The organism is Pseudonocardia ammonioxydans (assembly GCF_900115005.1).
In the GTDB taxonomy this organism is placed as follows: Bacteria; Actinomycetota; Actinomycetes; order Mycobacteriales; family Pseudonocardiaceae; genus Pseudonocardia; species Pseudonocardia ammonioxydans.
The window spans coordinates 1-16,390 of sequence record NZ_FOUY01000072.1 but is presented as its reverse complement, the minus strand read 5'-3'; the positions used below and the strand labels follow the sequence as shown (position 1 = coordinate 16,390).

Annotated in this window: 13 protein-coding genes; all 13 read left to right on the top strand. The window is 65.9% G+C overall.

Annotation, left to right across the window (positions count from 1 at the left end):
- Positions 1-740 precede the first annotated feature (740 nt).
- On the top strand, positions 741-2,240 hold the full coding sequence (locus BM093_RS32170) for an aldehyde dehydrogenase family protein (RefSeq protein ID WP_093356319.1): 1,500 nt from the start codon (positions 741-743) through the stop codon (positions 2,238-2,240).
- Between the two features lie 45 nt (positions 2,241-2,285).
- Positions 2,286-2,699: an SCP2 sterol-binding domain-containing protein gene (locus BM093_RS32165; RefSeq protein WP_093356315.1), complete on the top strand. Its 414-nt coding sequence runs from the start codon at positions 2,286-2,288 to the stop codon at positions 2,697-2,699.
- A 565-nt stretch (positions 2,700-3,264) separates the two neighbouring features.
- Positions 3,265-4,437 carry a GAF domain-containing sensor histidine kinase gene (locus BM093_RS32160; protein ID WP_093356310.1) on the top strand — a complete coding sequence of 391 codons (1,173 nt, stop codon included), beginning with the start codon at positions 3,265-3,267 and terminating at the stop codon, positions 4,435-4,437.
- Between the two features lie 301 nt (positions 4,438-4,738).
- The gene (locus tag BM093_RS32155; RefSeq protein WP_093356306.1) at positions 4,739-5,467 is read left to right on the top strand and encodes an MlaE family ABC transporter permease; all 729 of its coding nucleotides are present in this window, start codon (positions 4,739-4,741) and stop codon (positions 5,465-5,467) included.
- 10 nt (positions 5,468-5,477) lie between these two features.
- A complete protein-coding gene (locus BM093_RS32150; RefSeq protein ID WP_245773950.1) occupies positions 5,478-6,341 on the top strand; it encodes an ABC transporter permease in 864 nt (287 codons plus the stop codon).
- Positions 6,342-6,387: 46 nt separating this feature from the next.
- Complete coding sequence (locus BM093_RS32145; protein WP_093356298.1) at positions 6,388-7,242, top strand: ABC transporter ATP-binding protein; 855 nt, start codon at positions 6,388-6,390, stop codon at positions 7,240-7,242.
- A gap of 3 nt (positions 7,243-7,245) precedes the next feature.
- Positions 7,246-8,478, top strand: coding sequence for an MlaD family protein (locus BM093_RS32140; protein WP_245773949.1), 1,233 nt, complete (start codon positions 7,246-7,248; stop codon positions 8,476-8,478).
- A gap of 17 nt (positions 8,479-8,495) precedes the next feature.
- A complete protein-coding gene (locus BM093_RS32135; protein WP_245773948.1) occupies positions 8,496-9,851 on the top strand; it encodes an MlaD family protein in 1,356 nt (451 codons plus the stop codon).
- A complete protein-coding gene (locus BM093_RS32130; RefSeq protein ID WP_093356290.1) occupies positions 9,848-11,143 on the top strand; it encodes an MlaD family protein in 1,296 nt (431 codons plus the stop codon). Before BM093_RS32135 ends, BM093_RS32130 begins: the two co-directional genes overlap by 4 nt.
- A complete protein-coding gene (locus tag BM093_RS32125; RefSeq protein WP_245773947.1) occupies positions 11,140-12,453 on the top strand; it encodes an MlaD family protein in 1,314 nt (437 codons plus the stop codon). The genes BM093_RS32130 and BM093_RS32125 overlap by 4 nt, the downstream gene beginning before the upstream one ends.
- A gap of 68 nt (positions 12,454-12,521) precedes the next feature.
- A complete protein-coding gene (locus BM093_RS32120) occupies positions 12,522-13,712 on the top strand; it encodes an MlaD family protein (protein WP_245773946.1) in 1,191 nt (396 codons plus the stop codon).
- Positions 13,713-13,769: 57 nt separating this feature from the next.
- Positions 13,770-15,026 carry an MlaD family protein gene (locus tag BM093_RS32115; RefSeq protein WP_245773945.1) on the top strand — a complete coding sequence of 419 codons (1,257 nt, stop codon included), beginning with the start codon at positions 13,770-13,772 and terminating at the stop codon, positions 15,024-15,026.
- Positions 15,027-15,334: 308 nt separating this feature from the next.
- Positions 15,335-16,390 (top strand): RND transporter family protein (locus BM093_RS32110; protein WP_483880043.1); only part of this gene is annotated, 1,056 nt, incomplete at its 3' end.

Sequence of the window (16,390 nt, the reverse complement as noted above, 5' to 3'; positions counted from 1 at the left end):
CCAACATCGCCGCCGCGCTGCGTCACCACGCCCGCGACACGCTCCGACCGCTGGCCACCTACAAGATCACCTGACGACTTTGCCGGGACCCTGGGGAGCGGGGGGCTCGGGCCATTCCCAGATGGTCAGGGTGTCCTCGTCCAGCTGTGGCGGGTCGCCGTCGCGTTGCCGGCGGTCGTGGACGCGACGGTGGAGTGCGACGATCGGCCAGAACGTCAGGCCGAACAGGGACACCGCGGGTAGGGCCGTCCCGGGCCAGCGCAGGGCGCGCGCAGCTGGCCGGGTAGCCGTCGGCGGCGGTGCACCGCGCTTCATGCCGCTGGCCGGTCGTACGCGCCGTGTGCGAGATCCTCCATGCGCTTACCGACCTCCAGGGCAGGCATCAGGGCGAGGTCATGGCGAGCTGGCCCGCATGCACGCCACCGGCGACTACACCACACCATCGATGGCAGCCGGTGACACTCTCCTGGCCGACACCCCGGGGATGCCGCGCGCGATCGACCGGGCGCCGCCGGGCGCTGACACCGCTGAGCTCGGCTTCGTCCCTGGGCACACGTCGCCATGCACGGCGAGTTCAAGCTCCACATGAGCCCACGCCTGACGCGCGGGGCGTGTGGGCCTGCAAACGGACCGCGCGTGCCACGTGCGGCCCGCGTGACCGGCTGCGGCACAGCCAGTGTGCGTCACACTACGGGTTGGTTGTAATGCTCTTCACATCGCCGTGATAGGAGATGACACATATGACGGTCGCCGCGTCGGAAGCGTTCGAAGAGGTGCGCAGCGTTCTCGATCGTGCTGGTGACAGCATTGTGATCGGTGGTCGACCGGGGCCTGCAGCGACCAGCGAACTCATTGAGACCACTGATCCAGGGACGGGGTCCACAATCACCTCAGTCGCGGCAGGTACTGCGGAGGACGTGGACCGTGCGGTGGCCGCCGCCACCCGCGCAGTTGTGGACTGGCAGTCCTTCAGCGCTGCTGCGCGCGGTCGGTTCCTTTATGATGTCGCTGCACTCATCGAAGAAAACGCCCAGGAGCTGGCGACACTCGAAACTCTAGATAATGGTAAGCCATTCACTGAGTCTCTTTTTCTAGACGTCAGCATTGCTGCTGAGACGTTTCGATACTACGCAGGATGGTGTTCGAAGCTTGGTGGGCAGACCCCGCCGGTCTCGCCGCCGGTGGGAAACTTCTTCACGTACACACGGCGTGAACCGCTAGGCGTCGTCGGGCTCATCGTGCCCTGGAACTTCCCCCTGCTGATCGCCGCGTGGAAGTTGGCTCCGGCTCTCGCAGCGGGGAACTCCGTCGTGCTTAAGCCATCGGAGATGACCTCTCTCAGCGCCTTCCGGCTTGTAGAACTCATCCATGAAGCTGACTTGCCTGCTGGGCTCGTCAATCTGGTCACCGGGTATGGCCCCACCGCAGGGCAGGCATTGATTGAACATCCCGGCGTCGCGAAGATCTCGTTCACGGGTTCGACCACGACCGGCCGTCGGATCGTCGCGGCGAGTGCGGCGAGCCTCAAGAAGCTCACTCTTGAGCTCGGCGGCAAGTCTGCCAACATCGTATTCCCTGACGCAGACCTCAGTAGCGCTGTTCAGGGAGCTTTGACCGGAATTTTCCTGAACCAAGGGCAGGTCTGCTGTGCGGGATCGCGGTTGTTCGTACACAGGTCCATCCACGACGAGTTCGTCGGTGAACTCGAGTCGGCTGCGAAGGCCATTGCGCTAGGCCATGGTATGGCCGACGACACCGAGATGGGGCCGCTGATCTCCGTGGAACAGCGCGACCGGGTCGAGAGCTACCTCGCAGCAGGCGCTGAGGAGGGTGCGACACTCGTATGCGGCGGTAGCCGGCCGGTTGGCAATCTGGCCGGCGGCAACTTCCTCACGCCTGCGGTATTCACTGATGTCCGCGACGAGATGATGATCGCCAAGGAAGAGATTTTCGGCCCGGTGTTGTCGGTTCTCGCCTTCGAGGACGAGGACGAGGTCGTGCGGCGGGCCAACTCCAGCGACTTCGGCCTGGCCGCGGGTCTGTGGACCTCGGACGTCAAGCGGGCCCATCGGGTCGCGCACCAGCTTCAGGCGGGGACAGTATGGGTGAATCACTACAACATGCTCGACCCCGCGGCACCGTTCGGCGGATACAAGTCCTCCGGCTACGGCCGTGATCTTGGCGAGGAGTCCTTGCTGGGATTCACCCAAACCAAGTCGGTGTGGCTCGGGCTCGACTGACCCAAACCCAACCGACAGAATCACAACACTAGAAGGAGAGTGCAAGTGGGCGTATTCGCGAACGAAGCTGAGGCATACAAGTACCTTGGCGGGATCTTCGAGGTGGCCACGACACAGGAGAGTTTGAGCGACAAGTTCGCGGCCTCCGGCGTTGTGCTGCGGATCCACTACACCGACCCGGATTTGACTATCACGGTTGACATGCCGAACAAGACTGTCGAGACCGGGAGCGAGAGTAGCGCCGAGCCTAACGTCGAGCTGTTCATGACAGCGGACACCGGAAATAAGTTCTGGCTCGGGAAGGTGAACCTTTCAGTAGCAATGGCTCGCGGAACGGTCCGCGCGAAGGGGCCGGTGCCGAAGCTCCTCAAGCTCATCCCGGCGGCGAAGGACCTGTTCCCCGAGTACGAGAAGATGCTGACTGAGGACGGTCGGGGCGACTTGATCCGGGCAGCCTGACGGGTCCCGATACACCGCAGGGCTCCGGCACGCTTGACGTGCCGGAGCCCCTCTACTCAGTTCTACTGCCGTGCGGTAGACGAGGTACGGCGCCGGCCTGCGATGTGACCGGCGAGTCCACCGACCGCGACTGCCGTTCCGGCGGTCGCCACAACCTGGGTCACGTCGACACCACCTGCGGTACTGGATGACCACAGCACCAGGGGCAGTACCAGGAGGTAGCTGCCTAGGGCGGCACACGCCCCGTGGAGAACCGTCGACCGCGCGTTCCCGACGCCTCGGCCGGCCACGACGAACCCAGCGGCGGCGACTATCGCCAGAGCAAATTGGCCTACTACCGGGACAAGACTCACGGCTAGAGGCGCGAGCAGCCCTCCGAGCAGGAGGACAGTGAACCCGGTCGACGCCGCGCGGACAGCCGCCGGTCCGTCGATGGAACCGAAGTTCGAACGGCCATCGCCCCGCCCTCGACCTGGGTTGGTCACGTCAGGGACGCTACCGTGTCGCCACTGTGACCGGATCAGCACCCGACGTTGATGCTTCTGCACCCCATCGGAGGTGGCCTATGGAGTGGCAGCGTCCCACGCGCGTCGGCCGGGTTGAACTGATCCGGATGTTGCTCGCGCTCCCGGACGTCGACGACGTCCTCGACTTGGTAGCTCGGACCGTCTGCGAGACCACAGGATTCACTCGCTCGATGATCATAGACCTCGACGGGCCGAGTGGCCGAGTCCGAGGACGGGCGGGGCACGGCGCTCCCGAGGGCAGCGTGGCATCGGTTCGCGGACTCGTCGACGACTTCCCCCTCTTCGGCCAGCTTGTCAGCTCTGGCGAGACACTGATGGTCGACCCGCAGGAGTTGGCTTCCTTGGTCCCACCCCATTACGTGGACCTGTTCCACGTCCGTGACCTGGTAGTCGCCGAGCCGCTGCGCAGCGAACGGCTCGGGCTTCTCGGCATCGTGTTCTGCGACGGTGGCGGCGTCTCTGGGTTCCAGCCTTCGGCAGCGGACGTGCGAGCTCTGCAGGAGATGGCGGATGTCGCTGCGCTCGCATTCCAGCACGCCTTGCTGCTCAATCGTTCTGCCGTCCTGCAGTCGCTGCGAGAGCGGGCGCAGCTCGCTGCAGACCTCCATGACGGGGTGACGCAACAGATCTACGCCGCCTGCCTCGAAGTCGACGAGCTGCGCAGCAGTCCTGAGCTGACACCCGACGACGCCGTCGTGCTCGACCGATTGGCGCTCCGGCTGGACACCGCCTCCGCGAAGCTTCGGTCGGCCATGCAGCAGATGGTCCGGGGCGACACCTCTGATGACGAGAAGGATGTGTCGGGCAGCGTGATCGATCGCATCCGCGCGCTTATCGACGAATCCTGCCGGTCAGGCGCTCTGACCGGGGACATCGAGGTCAAGGGCGACGGCCCGGAGCCGGACCCGGCCCGTGCCGACGTGATGGTGCGAACGGTCCGCGAGGGCCTCGTAAACGTAGCGAAGCACGCAGGCGCAACGCAGATCGAAGTGCAAGTTCGGCGCGGCAACTCTTGGTGGACCGTCGAGATCAGCGACGATGGCGCAGGATCCGCGACAGCAGTGCGCCGCACGCTCGCCTCCGGCGGCTCGGTCTTCGGTCTGCGTGGACTCAACGAGAACGTGGCCCGACTCGGTGGCCGCCTGTGGGTTTCCGACGCTCCCCGCCTCTTGGGTATACGCCTGGGAGTAGCGGTCCCGGTAGCTGACTAACCCCCCGTTTGAGGGGTCTGGATACCCCCCGGTTCGGAACGCAACCTCGCGTCCGTTCGCCCGTTGACACTAGTAGTGCCCGCGAGCCTTGGCCCCCGCACGCGCCCCGCGTCGACGGAATTGAGGACCGCTGTGCTTGATCAGTGAGTCGACTCGAAGTGGAGGAGACGACGTGAGTTCGCCGTCTACGACTGCCGCCCCCTCGCCGGGGCGGAAAGCCGGGACGCCCCCGCGTCCGAGCCGGGCACCGCAATGGCTGCACGAGCCCCTCAGGCAGACCGGCGAGATTACGCAGCTACTAATGAAGGTCCTCTGGATGGCCGTGCGGCGCCCGTGGGGGTACTGGCGCGAGGTCACTGACCAGATGTTCGACATCCTGAAGCTGTGCTGGATCCCGATGGCCATCTCCTGTACGGCGTTTGGTCTTGGCGCACCCGGATTGCAGGGCGGCAACCTGTTCAACCTCTTCGGTATCCCTGAACGGCTCGGATCTTTCTTCGTCATGGCGAGCATCCGGGAGTTCGCTCCCTGGGTGAACGCCATGGTTGTGGCCGGAGTGGTCGGTACCGCGATCACCGCTGACCTCGGGGCACGCCGCATCCGTGAGGAACTCGACGCGATGGAGGTCCTCGGTGTCGATCCCATCCGGACCCTCGTCCTTCCACGGATCATCGCGCTGTTCCTGATGACCGGTCTCCTCGACCTGGTCGCAGCTCTTTTCGGCGTCCTCGGTGGCTACATCGCAGCGGTGCCGATCCTCGGCGCGAACCCGGCGGCCTTTCTGAACAGCCTGTTCGCGAACCTGTCGACCACCGACGTGTGGGGCAGCGTGGTCAAGACGGCACTGTTTGGTCTGATCATCGGTGTCGTCTGCTGCTACAAGGGCATGAACGCATCCGGCGGGCCGATCGGTGTGGGCCGCGCGGTCAACCAGGCCGTCGTGATCGCGTTCGCCGCAATCTGGATCTTCAACATGGTCTTCACCACGATCTTGCTAGGCCTGAACCCCGAGATCCAGGTCTACCGGTAGGGAGCGAACCTTGAGCAGCACGCTGGACCGCCCAGCCCCCGACCCGGAGCCCTTCGACTCCCCGACACCCAAGACCGTGACGGTGGGGTTCGGCGGGGCAAAGCTTAAGCAGGCCTTCACCACCGGTGGCGAGATCGCAAAGTTCTCCGGCTCGATTGTCCGCAACCTCTCGGACGTGCGTCACTACACGACCGAGATTTTCCACCAGACCGGAATCCTGATCATCTCCAGTGGCTTGATCATCTGGGTCATGCAGTTCGTGATCGGGTACCAGTGCGGGCTGGAGGCGAATTACACCCTCAAGCAGATCGGCGCCCCACTTTATTCCGGGATCTTCACGGCGTGGTGCGCGATCCGCGAGATGGCCCCCTACATGTGGGGGTACATCTTCGCCGCCAAGGTCGGCTGTGGTCTGGTGGCAGAGTTGGGGTCCATGCGCATCGCCGACGAGATCGACGCCATGGAGGTCATGGGAGTTCGTTCGCGGAGCTACCTCGTCGGAACGCGTGTCATCGCCGCCTGGCTCGCGATGCCCTTCCTGTACACCGTCGGCCTCGGGATCATGTACATCGCCGAGTACCTCACAGTCGTCGTGCAACTCGGCGGGGTGTCGTCCGGCGGATATTCGTTCATCTTCTGGCTGTACCAGAATCCGCTTGACTTCCTCTACTCGATGACGAAAGTCATGGCCATGGGGACAGTAATTATTTTCGTCGGCTGCTATTATGGGTATAACGCGACTGGCGGGCCGGTTGGAGTGGGCCGCAATACCGCCAAGTCGATGATGCTCAACATGGTGTTGATCCATGTCGTCGGCGTCCTCGGCACGCAGCTATTCTGGGGTTTGGCACCCAACGCACCGATTGCCAACTAAGAGAAATTTCGAGGGCTCCCCCGAGCTCTGAACCCGGAGGTACCTGATGTTCCCGCGACCCGAACGCCCCGGCGCTCCCCCGCGCCCCGGGCGGCATGAGTTCCTCGACGGCGGGGATCCGCCCACTGCACCGACGACTGCAGTGCCGTCGAGTTCGATGGTGGTTCGGGACGTCCACAAGGCTTTCGGATCGTTCCAGGTACTCAATGGACTCAATCTGGAGTTTCAGCCCAACGCGATCACGACCATCCTGGGTCCGTCCGGTACGGGCAAGAGTGTGTTGATTAAACATCTGGTCGGGCTGCTCGAGCCGGACCAGGGCGAGGTACTCATTTTCGGCCAGGATATATGGCGGATCGGAGAGCGGCAGCGGTACGAGTTGCGGAAGCGATTCGGTGTCCTCTTTCAGGATGGCGCCCTCTTCGGGTCGATGAACATCTTCGACAACACGGCGTTCCCTCTCCGCAAGCACACGAACAAGAGTGAAGACGAAATCCGCGAAACCGTTATGAACCGACTGATCGAAGTCGGCCTAGAAAAGGCACTGACGAAGTTTCCGAGTGAGGTATCGGGTGGCATGCGGAAGCGCGCGGGATTCGCTCGCGCCCTCATCATGCAACCCGACATCGTGCTTTTCGATGAGCCGGACTCTGGGCTCGATCCGGTGCGAACCAGTCTTCTGAACGACCTGATTCTGGATGTCCATCGGGAACACGGTGGCACCTACATGCTGGTCACTCACGATATCCGGACCGCTAGAAAAGTGAGCGATTACGTTGGGCTGATCTGGAAGGGCGAGGTCGTGCATTACGGGCAGTGTGAGGAGGCATTCGCCTCCGAGGATCCGTTCGTACGCCAATTTCTCGCGGGCGACTCCGCCGGCCCGCTGGGGATGGACTGAGCGATGCGTCGAATCCTCATCGCTGCCACCGCGTTGCTTGTCATGTTGAGCACGTCGGCCGCGGGCATTCTAGCGTTCGGTGGACAGTATCGCGTGAGCGTGGTCCTTGCCAGCGCCGCGAATCTTGTCGAGGGAACGCTGGTCAAGGTGAACGGCTTCGACGCCGGCACGATCGAATCGATCGACGTTGCCGATGGCAAGGCCAAGCTGACACTGGGTTTGGACGACGACTTCGCACCGCTGCACGACGGTGCTCAGGTCGCCATCACCTGGAAGGCAGTGCTGGGAGAGCGCCTTGTTGACGTACACGATGGCCCCGAGGAAAACGCGACCATTCCCTCGGGCGGCATGATTCCTGGGGGACAGCAGACCCCGGTCGAGCTCGACAACGTCCTGGCTGCGCTGGATCAGCCCACCCGCGACAAGGTGAACTCGCTTGTCCGGAATTTGGACGCGACGCTGTCCGGGAGCGAGCCTGACCTCAACGCGACCCTGAAGACCGCCGGGCCGGCTGTGGCCGAGCTCGGCAACGTCCTACGCGGTCTCGGTACCGATGGCGAGTCCATCAAGCAGCTGGTGGCCCAGCTCAACAGGACGATGGAGATCCTGGCGGAGCGTGACGGGGATGTCGCCAAGGTCGTAGATCAGCTCGGTGGTGCAGTGGACCAGGTCGCTGCTCAGCAACAAGCGCTGGGCGAGACCATCCATGGGCTCCCAGGGACTCTGAAGCAGGCCAAGACCACGCTCGGGAACGTGCCGGACACGATCAATGACGCCGTCCCGCTGCTAGATGCGCTTCGTCCTGCTACCGAGAAGCTGCCGTCGGTGACGGCCAACCTCCGACCGCTGCTCGCCGACCTGAGGCCGGCCATCGGCGACCTGCGGCCCACGCTCGAGTCGGCCTCTGAATTGCTTCAGCACACGCCCGGCCTGCTCGACAGCAGCGCCGCAACGTTCCCGCAGATCGAGCAGACCTTTGCCGGTCTCGGGCCCGCGCTTCAGTACCTGCGGCCCTACACCCCGGAGCTCGCCGGCTTCCTCACCAACTGGAACTCGGCCAACGCCAACTACGACCGCAACGGGCACTACGCCCGCATCTACGTCACTGCGGGCCTGGAGAACGTCAACGTCAACCCCGGCGTGCTGCCCCCCGGCACGACCAAGAACCTCAGCCCGCTTCCAGGGGAGTTGGTCGACCAGTCCTGGACGGACGCCTTCGGGGAGGCCATGCGATGAGAATGCCTGGACGTGTCGTGGCGCTGGCGACGGTCGCTGTCATCGGTGCCGCCGGAGCGATGAGCGGCATCGCCGTCGAGAGCCATGCCACGAAGGACATGACGATCGTGGCCGAATTCGAGGACGCCAGTCCAGTGTTGGTAGGCAACGAGGTCAAGGTCGACGGTGTCGCAGTTGGCGAAGTCGCCGACACCCGTGTGGCCGATGGACACGCCGACGTCCTCCTGTCGCTCGAGCCATCGGCGCTGCCGGTCTACCGGGACGCAACCGTGCGGCTCCGGCCGGTCAGTCTCCTAGGGGAGCGCTACATCGACCTCGACCGTGGCACTCCGGGATCGGAGCAGCTCGCGGACGGCGACACCGTGCCTCTGCCCCAGACGTCGGTCAACGTCGACCTCGACGAGATCTTAAACACCGTCGACGACCCCACGGGTGAATCGCTGGCATTCCTGGTCACCACGCTCGGCGAGGGGTTGCGGGACAACGGGGGCAACGTCGACGCCGCGCTGACGGCACTCGCCCCGGCGTTGAGGGATACGCAGTCGTTGACCTCGGTGTTGAAGGACCAGAACGTCCTGCTCGGGAACATGGTCGACAACGTGCAGCCCGTCGCAGGCGCACTCGCGGCGGACGATGGGAAGTCGCTGGACACGCTGGTCGCCTCGGCCGATCGCCTGTTGGCCGCGAGCGCGGCTCAGCAGGAGCAATTCGACAAGACCCTCGAACAGCTTCCGGGAGCTCTGCGGTCGGCACGTTCGGCGCTCGGGGAATTGGCTGGGACGGCGAACGAAGCGACCCCCACCCTGAGGGCGGTCCGGCCGGTTACCGAGGACCTTTCGACGATCTCGGACGAGCTCAACACGTTCGCGGACTCGCTGGACCCTGCGCTGGCCAACGCCCAGCCGGTGCTCGAGAAGGCGCAGAAGCTTCTCGACGAGGCCGCCCCGGTGGCCTCCGACCTGAAGGGGGCCTCCCCCGACCTGCGCGAGGCCTCGGCCTCGGCCCGCCCGATCGCGGATAACCTCACGGGAAACCTGGACAACGTCCTGGACTTCATCCGTTATTGGGCGCTCACGACGAATGGTCACGACGGCCTGTCGCACTACTTCCGGGTCAACCTGCTGGTGAACCCTGACAGCGTGACCGGGCTCGCCCCTGCCGACCTACCGGTACCCGATCTTCTGCCGGGCCCGGCGCCGGTGAACGGGGAGCCGCCGGGTGCCGGCCCGGCTCCCCAGCCGGAGCCGGAGCCGGGCGGCACGCTCTTGCAGCCCCCGACGACCGAGCCTCAACCCGCAGGCCCGGAGGCGACCGGACTCACCCCAGAACAGGAGCACGGCATGGTCGATTACCTCCTCGGGGGTGGCAGATGAGCATCCTGCGCAAGGCATTCGCGTCCAAGAGCTTGGCGGTCGTCATCGGGTTCGTCGTGGTCCTCCTCTTCACGGCGTCACTGGTCTTCGCCTTCCGGGCGCAGTACGGGTTGCCCGGGGCGACGACGACAATGGTCAAGGCCGCGTTCGACGAGGTCGGCTCGCTTCGTGTCGGTGACGACATCCGCATCGCCAGCGCACGCGTCGGGTCGGTAGATGCGATCGACTATGGCGACGACCGTGCCGTTGTCACGATGAAGCTCGAGGGCGAGCGGCCGGTGTATCGCGACTCGACCGCCACTGCGGCGTCTGTCGGCGCCCGTAGTGCACTCGGCCAGAAGTTCGTCGACCTCGACCCCGGCAGCGCCGACGCCGGGTTGCTGGGCCCGAACGACGTCGTCCCACAGCGAGAGACACAGGGCGCGCAGGAGGTCAGCGATCTCTTCAACGTCTTCGACCCGGAAACCCGCACCGCGACCGGCTCCACCCTCCGCGAGGTCGGTGGTGGGCTCGCCGGTCATTCCAACGACCTTCGCGACATCTTCTCGACGGCGCCGCACCTGCTGCCCGACCTCGGCACTGTCTCACAGTCTCTGAGCACCAACGACGGCAATGATCTCGTCGGGCTGCTCCAGTCGGCGGACGCTCTCACCTCGCGCTTCGCGGGCCAGGAGCAGCACATCTCCTCGCTGGTGCAGAACCTCAGTACAACCTTCGACGGGATCGCCGTCGACGGGGCCAAGCCGTTCCAGGACACTCTCCACAAGGCCCCGGACACCCTCGGTGAGGCCCGCGCCGCACTCGACGACCTCACTCCGACCCTCGCCGATACCCGCGTTGCGGTCACCGACGTCCGCCCGGGCGCGGAGTCGTTGGGGCAGGCCACCCCGGATGTGCGCGGCGTGTTGCGGGAGGCCGTGACGCCGCTGGACAAGGTTCCGGGGGTCGCCGACAAGGCGCAACCTGCCGTGGATGACCTCACGGGGCTCATGACGGACGCGCGGCCGCTCACACCGCGGCTGGCACAGACGTTGCGGGACGCGGCGCCGCTGCTCGCCGACGTCGAGCCGTTCTCCCCGGAGATCTCGCAGTTCTTCACGAACGTGACGAGCGCACTGAGCAACGGCGACGAGGCGGGCCATTGGCTTCGGATCCTCCCGATCTTCTCGTCCGAGACGGTCAGCGGCACCCTGCCGATCGAGGACCCGACGGTCGCCCGCAACGCCGACCCGGAGCCGGGCGAACTCGGCCAGGACGTCAAGCCCACCCCGCTACTGGGAGGACATCGGTGAAGGCCACCGCACTGACCGGACGGGGAAAACGGATGTCACCGCTGTTCCTCGGCCTCCTCACCGCCGTCGTCGCACTCGTGTTCGGCGCGGCGTTGTTCACCAAGGACCAGATTCTGACCACGCTCAAGCCCGGTGACTCGATCACCGCCAACTTCGCCGAGCAGTACCGGCTGAAGGAGTACTCCTCCCGCGTGAAGGTCTCGGGCGTTCCGGTCGGAACAGTCACCAGCGTGGAGGAGGCAGACGACGGCACGGCCCATGTCACCATGAAGCTCGACCCGGGAACGGCGAAGAAGCTCGGGTCGGCCCCGTCCGCAGCCATCCGTCCTACCACCCTGCTGGGCGGCAACTACTACATCGACCTGGTGCCGGGGGGTGACCGGTCGGTGATGAAGGGCACGATCCCGGTGGACCGAACCTCGGTCCCGGTCGAGCTCGACAAGGTCGCGGCGGCCCTGCAGCCGGACGCGTTGACGGGGCTGCAGAACAGCACTGGCAACCTCGACGGTGCCCTCGAGCACGGCGGAGACGCGCTGAAGAACCTGGCGAAGACCGCACCGGGAACGCTCGGACCAGCGGCCGGCGTGCTTGCCTCTGCGCAGGGCACGCACCCGGAGACCGATCTCCCTAAACTGGTGCAGGGGCTCGAGTCCGCCGGAGAGGCGCTGTCGAGAACCGACGGTCAACTCGACTCGGTGGTAACTGGTCTGGACTCCCTGTCCGGGGTCCTCGATCGGCGCGGGGGGGACATTGCCACGACGCTGTCGACGATGCCGGAAACACTGCGCACAACCGATGCCGGGCTCAAGGCACTCGACGGGACGTTAGCCCAGGTGCGCGACACCGCCGGGCCGGCCACGCCTGTGGTCAAGGAACTTGACGCGCTCCTCGGTCACGCTGACCCGGTGCTGGCGAAGGCTCGACCGGTCGTCAGCGACCTGCGAGACGTCCTGACCGACGCCCGGCCGCTGGTCGAGGAGCTCACACCTGTCAGCCAGGACCTCACCACCTTCGTCGACAACCTGCATGGCCCGGTCCTGGACCGGGTCAACGGGCCAATCCTCGACACCGTCAACTCGCCGTTCCACGGCAGTGGCCCGTACGAGGGCGGCGGCGGAGACAACCCGCTGTATCAGGAATTGGCGCACATGGTCACGAACCTCGACAACATCTCGGCGACGACCGATGAGAACGGCGCGGTGATCGGCTTCAACCCAGGTGTGAATGCGGGGAGCTTGGCTGGCCTGCCAGGTGTGAGTCTGGAGCAGCTGTTCTCCAACATCGCCAGAAACCAGGAGATCCAGCGATGAGTGGGACCGGGAGCGCCCCCGGACGGCTGTCCAGGGCGTGGCAGCGGACCAGGAACGAGCCTGGCCTCTTGCGCAACGTCGTCGCTATGGGGTTGTTGATGGTCCTTGGCGTGACGGCCGGCGCCATTATCCTGAGCAACCAGCGGTTCAATCCACCGTGGGCCGACGAGCGGATCGTCTACGCCACGTTCGACTCGACGCCCGCGATCAGTCCGGGCAACGGGCAGGAGGTGCGCATCGCCGGCATCTCCGTCGGAGACGTCCGGGCGGCCGAGGTCGACGACAACGGCAAGGCCCTGCTGAAGCTCGCGGTCGACCGCGACTACCCCGTCTTCGACAACGCGCGCGTCGTTCTGCGGCCCAAGAGCCCGCTCAACGAGATGTACGTCGAGCTCAGCCCCGGCGGGCCGCCGGGGAAGGAACTCGCTGAGGAAGCGGTGCTTCCGGTCGGGAACTCGCAACGCCCGGTTCAGGTCAATGAGGTGCTCGGGCACCTCGATGACAACACCCGGTTCGCACTCACGACCATGCTGGCCGAGTCCGACACCGCCCTGGCGAACGCGCCCGCGACGCTGCCGGACAGCCTGCGCAACGCCGACGGTCTCGTGGCCGATCTCAAACCTGTTGTCGATCAGCTGGACGCCAGGCGTGAGAAGATCGCGCAGTTGATCTCTGCCCTCAGCCAAATTTCGACAGCGGTCGGTGGCAACAACGAGCGGATCACCCATCTCGCGACGAACCTCCAGCAGACGCTGGAGGTGCTCAACAAGCAGAATCCCGCGCTGGACGATTCGTTGGGTCAGCTGCCGGACGTGTCGGCCCAGCTACGGGCGGCGATGGACGGGGTGACCCAACTGGCAGGTGAACTCGATCCCGCGCTCACCAACATCCGCGGCGCGAGTGACAAGCTCCCCGGCGCGTTGTCCCGCGTGAGCGACTCGGTCAAGCAGCTGGACAGCACCCTCGACGTGCTGTCACCCGTGCTTGCGAAGGCCCGCCCCGTCGTGGGCGATCTGCGCCCCGCGGTGGGCGACGTCCGTGCCTCGCTGACAGACCTGGTCCCGATCTCTCACCAACTGGACCCCGTCACGTCCGGTCTGGTTCCGTACCTGACCGACCTTCAGGCGTTCGTGTACAACACGAATTCGGTCGCCAGCCTGCGCGATGCGAACCGCGGCATCCTGCGCGGTCTTCTGCAGGTCACTCCGACCTCGCTGCCCCTTCCACTGCAGGGTCTCGCGACCCCGACTCCCCGGTAGGCGACGATGCGCGTTCCTGTCTCCGTGCTGCCACTCACCCGGACGATCGTGGTCTTGGTGTTCACGGCGCTGTGCATGTCCGTGTTCGGCTACCTGTGGACCAGCGCGGGCGGCTCCATCCCGTTGCTGACCAAACCTGGCTATCGCGTGTCGGTAGCCCTGGGCGACGTCGACAACCTGGTACCCGTCAGCGACGTCCGGGAAGCCGGTGTCAAGATCGGTAAGGTGGAGAGCGTCGAGGTCGAGGGCTCCTCCGCGGTTGCCACACTCGACATCGACCCGGAGTCGGCGCCACTGCACGAGGGCGTCATCGTCACGGTCCGCAACAAGACCCTGGTCGAGGAGTCCTATCTCGACATCACTGACGGTACCGGAGCCCCATACGATGACCACGCGATCCTGCCGGCGGAAGCGGCGCGGTCCAGCGTTCAGCTCGACGACGTACTGACCAGTCTCGACGAGCCCACCCGACAGTCGCTCAGCAACTCGCTGCGTGCCGCCGGGGCGACCACCCAGGACACCCGGGACGACATCTCTGCCGCGGTCACGGGGCTGGGGGCACTCGGGCGTGAGGGCGGCACCGCCCTGGACGCGCTGGCTGCCCAGTCTCAGGACCTGGCCGCGATCACAGGCAACACCACAGCCCTGCTGAAGGCGTTGGACACAGGCCGCGGCCGGATCACGGACCTGGTCCAGGACGCCGACCGCGTCACCGACGCCGTGGCACAGAACCGCGGCGACCTGGAGGCGGTCATGCGGGAGCTGCCCGGGGTCCTGGACATCGCGAAGGACGCGAGCGGCAGCCTGAAGACGCTTAACGAGTCGCTCAGCCCCGTGTCGGCCAACCTACGGGCGGCGGCTCCGGACCTGTCCGCGGCGCTGCAGGAGCTGCCAGCGACCTCGGCGGACCTGCGAGCCCTGCTGCCCTCCCTGGACCAGACCTTGGACCGTGCTCCAGACACCCTCGACCGCGTCTCGCCGTTCACAGCTGCGACTCGGGATCTGATCCCGAGCGTGCAGGCGGACCTGTCCGACCTGAACCCGGCCCTGGGCTATTTGCGGCCTTACGGGAAGGACACGGCCCTCTGGTTCGCAGGTCTCAACCAGTCGCTGGGCGTTTCGGGCGACGGCAACGGCACCGCGCTGCGCGTATTCTTGATCTTCAACGAAAAGTCGGTCAACTCGCCACTTAACACCCAGGCCGGGCCGCTGGAGAAGTACAACCCGTACCCCGCTCCGGGTCAGAACGTTGACCCTCAGAGAAGTTTTGACGGCCAGTACCCGCGCGTGGAGCAGCAGCCGCCACCGCGCTGACCCGGCATTCGCGCCGAGACAGCGCCCCGGGGTCCTCGCGAGTGCAGCGGGCCCCCGGGGCGCCAGATTCGATCAGAAGGTCACGGTCACATGACGGACACCCCCTGCACGGCCCACTCCGGGATGACGCCCTACCAAGCCCGCGTGACATGGGGCAGGCCCCCCGTTCCCCGGGGCGCGGTTGAGGGCACCCGGTGAGGGGCGTCCTCCGGCGGTCGTGGGCCTGCTGCCGCAAGGCCGGCTTGTCGCGGCGCCCGACCCGCCGACAACTCGTTGGCCTCCTCATCCTTGCCGGGGTAGTCCTCGCGGTGGTCCCCGGCCTGCTGCGTCTGCATGTCAATGCTGGGACCGACTCATTCGTGGCGCCGAGTGAGCCGGCCGCACAGGCCTTCTCGAAGGTCGGGTCCGCGTTCGGTGGTGATCCGATCGTGGTGCTGGTCGAGTCGGAGCAACCGCGCAGCCTGTTGTCGACGGCCTCGGTGTCGACCTTGCTCGACCTGGAAGGTCGGCTCGCCCGTTCCGCGGACGTCGCAGCCGTTTACGGGCCGGCGAGCGTGCTGAACCAGGTGGCGGGTCGTTCGCAGGACTTGCTGGCCGAACTGAGCGGGTACCGGGATGGTCTGCGTTCGGCAGCCGAGAACAAGGCTAAGGCCGAGGGGGCGGGCCCTACGGCGGCCCAGGCCGCGGGGCGTGCCGCTGAGGCCGAGTTCGACCGACGTTATGGGTCTCTACTGGTACAGGGCCTGCCGTCCGGCTTGCCGACGCTGCATAACGAGCGCTTCGTGAACACGGTGGTGTTTAACGAGGCCGGGGAGCCGCGCCCGCAGTGGCGGTTCGTCGTGCCGAGCCCCGACTCCGTCGCCGTCCTCGTGCGGCCCCGCCAAGACCTGGATCAGACCGGTCTCGAGCGGCTGGTGGAAAGTGTGCAGACCGAGGTGGGCAAGACCGACCTCGGATCCGCGGATGTGACGGTGTCCGGCGTGCCGGCTGTCGCGGCCGCGCTCGGCGATCGGGTCCGCACCGAAGTGCCGCTGCTCGGCGGGATCGCGCTTGTGGCCGTGGGGGCGTGGTTCGCGCTTGTGCGTTGGACCGACAAACGCCGTCGGCTGCTCCCACTCGTCGCTACCGCCATCGGCACTGCCCTCACGTTGGCGGCCTATGGTTGGGCGGGACATCCGTTGTCGCTTGGTGTCATCGCGTTCCTTCCGGTGCTGCTCGGCATCGGTAGCGACTTCATGATCTATCTGACCCGCGGGGCCTCCCCCAGGACTGTGATCACAGCCGGTCTGGCGACATCCGCGAGTTTCGCGGCACTGTCGTTCAGCCCGATCCCCACGGTTCGCGACCTCGGAGCCACGCTTGCG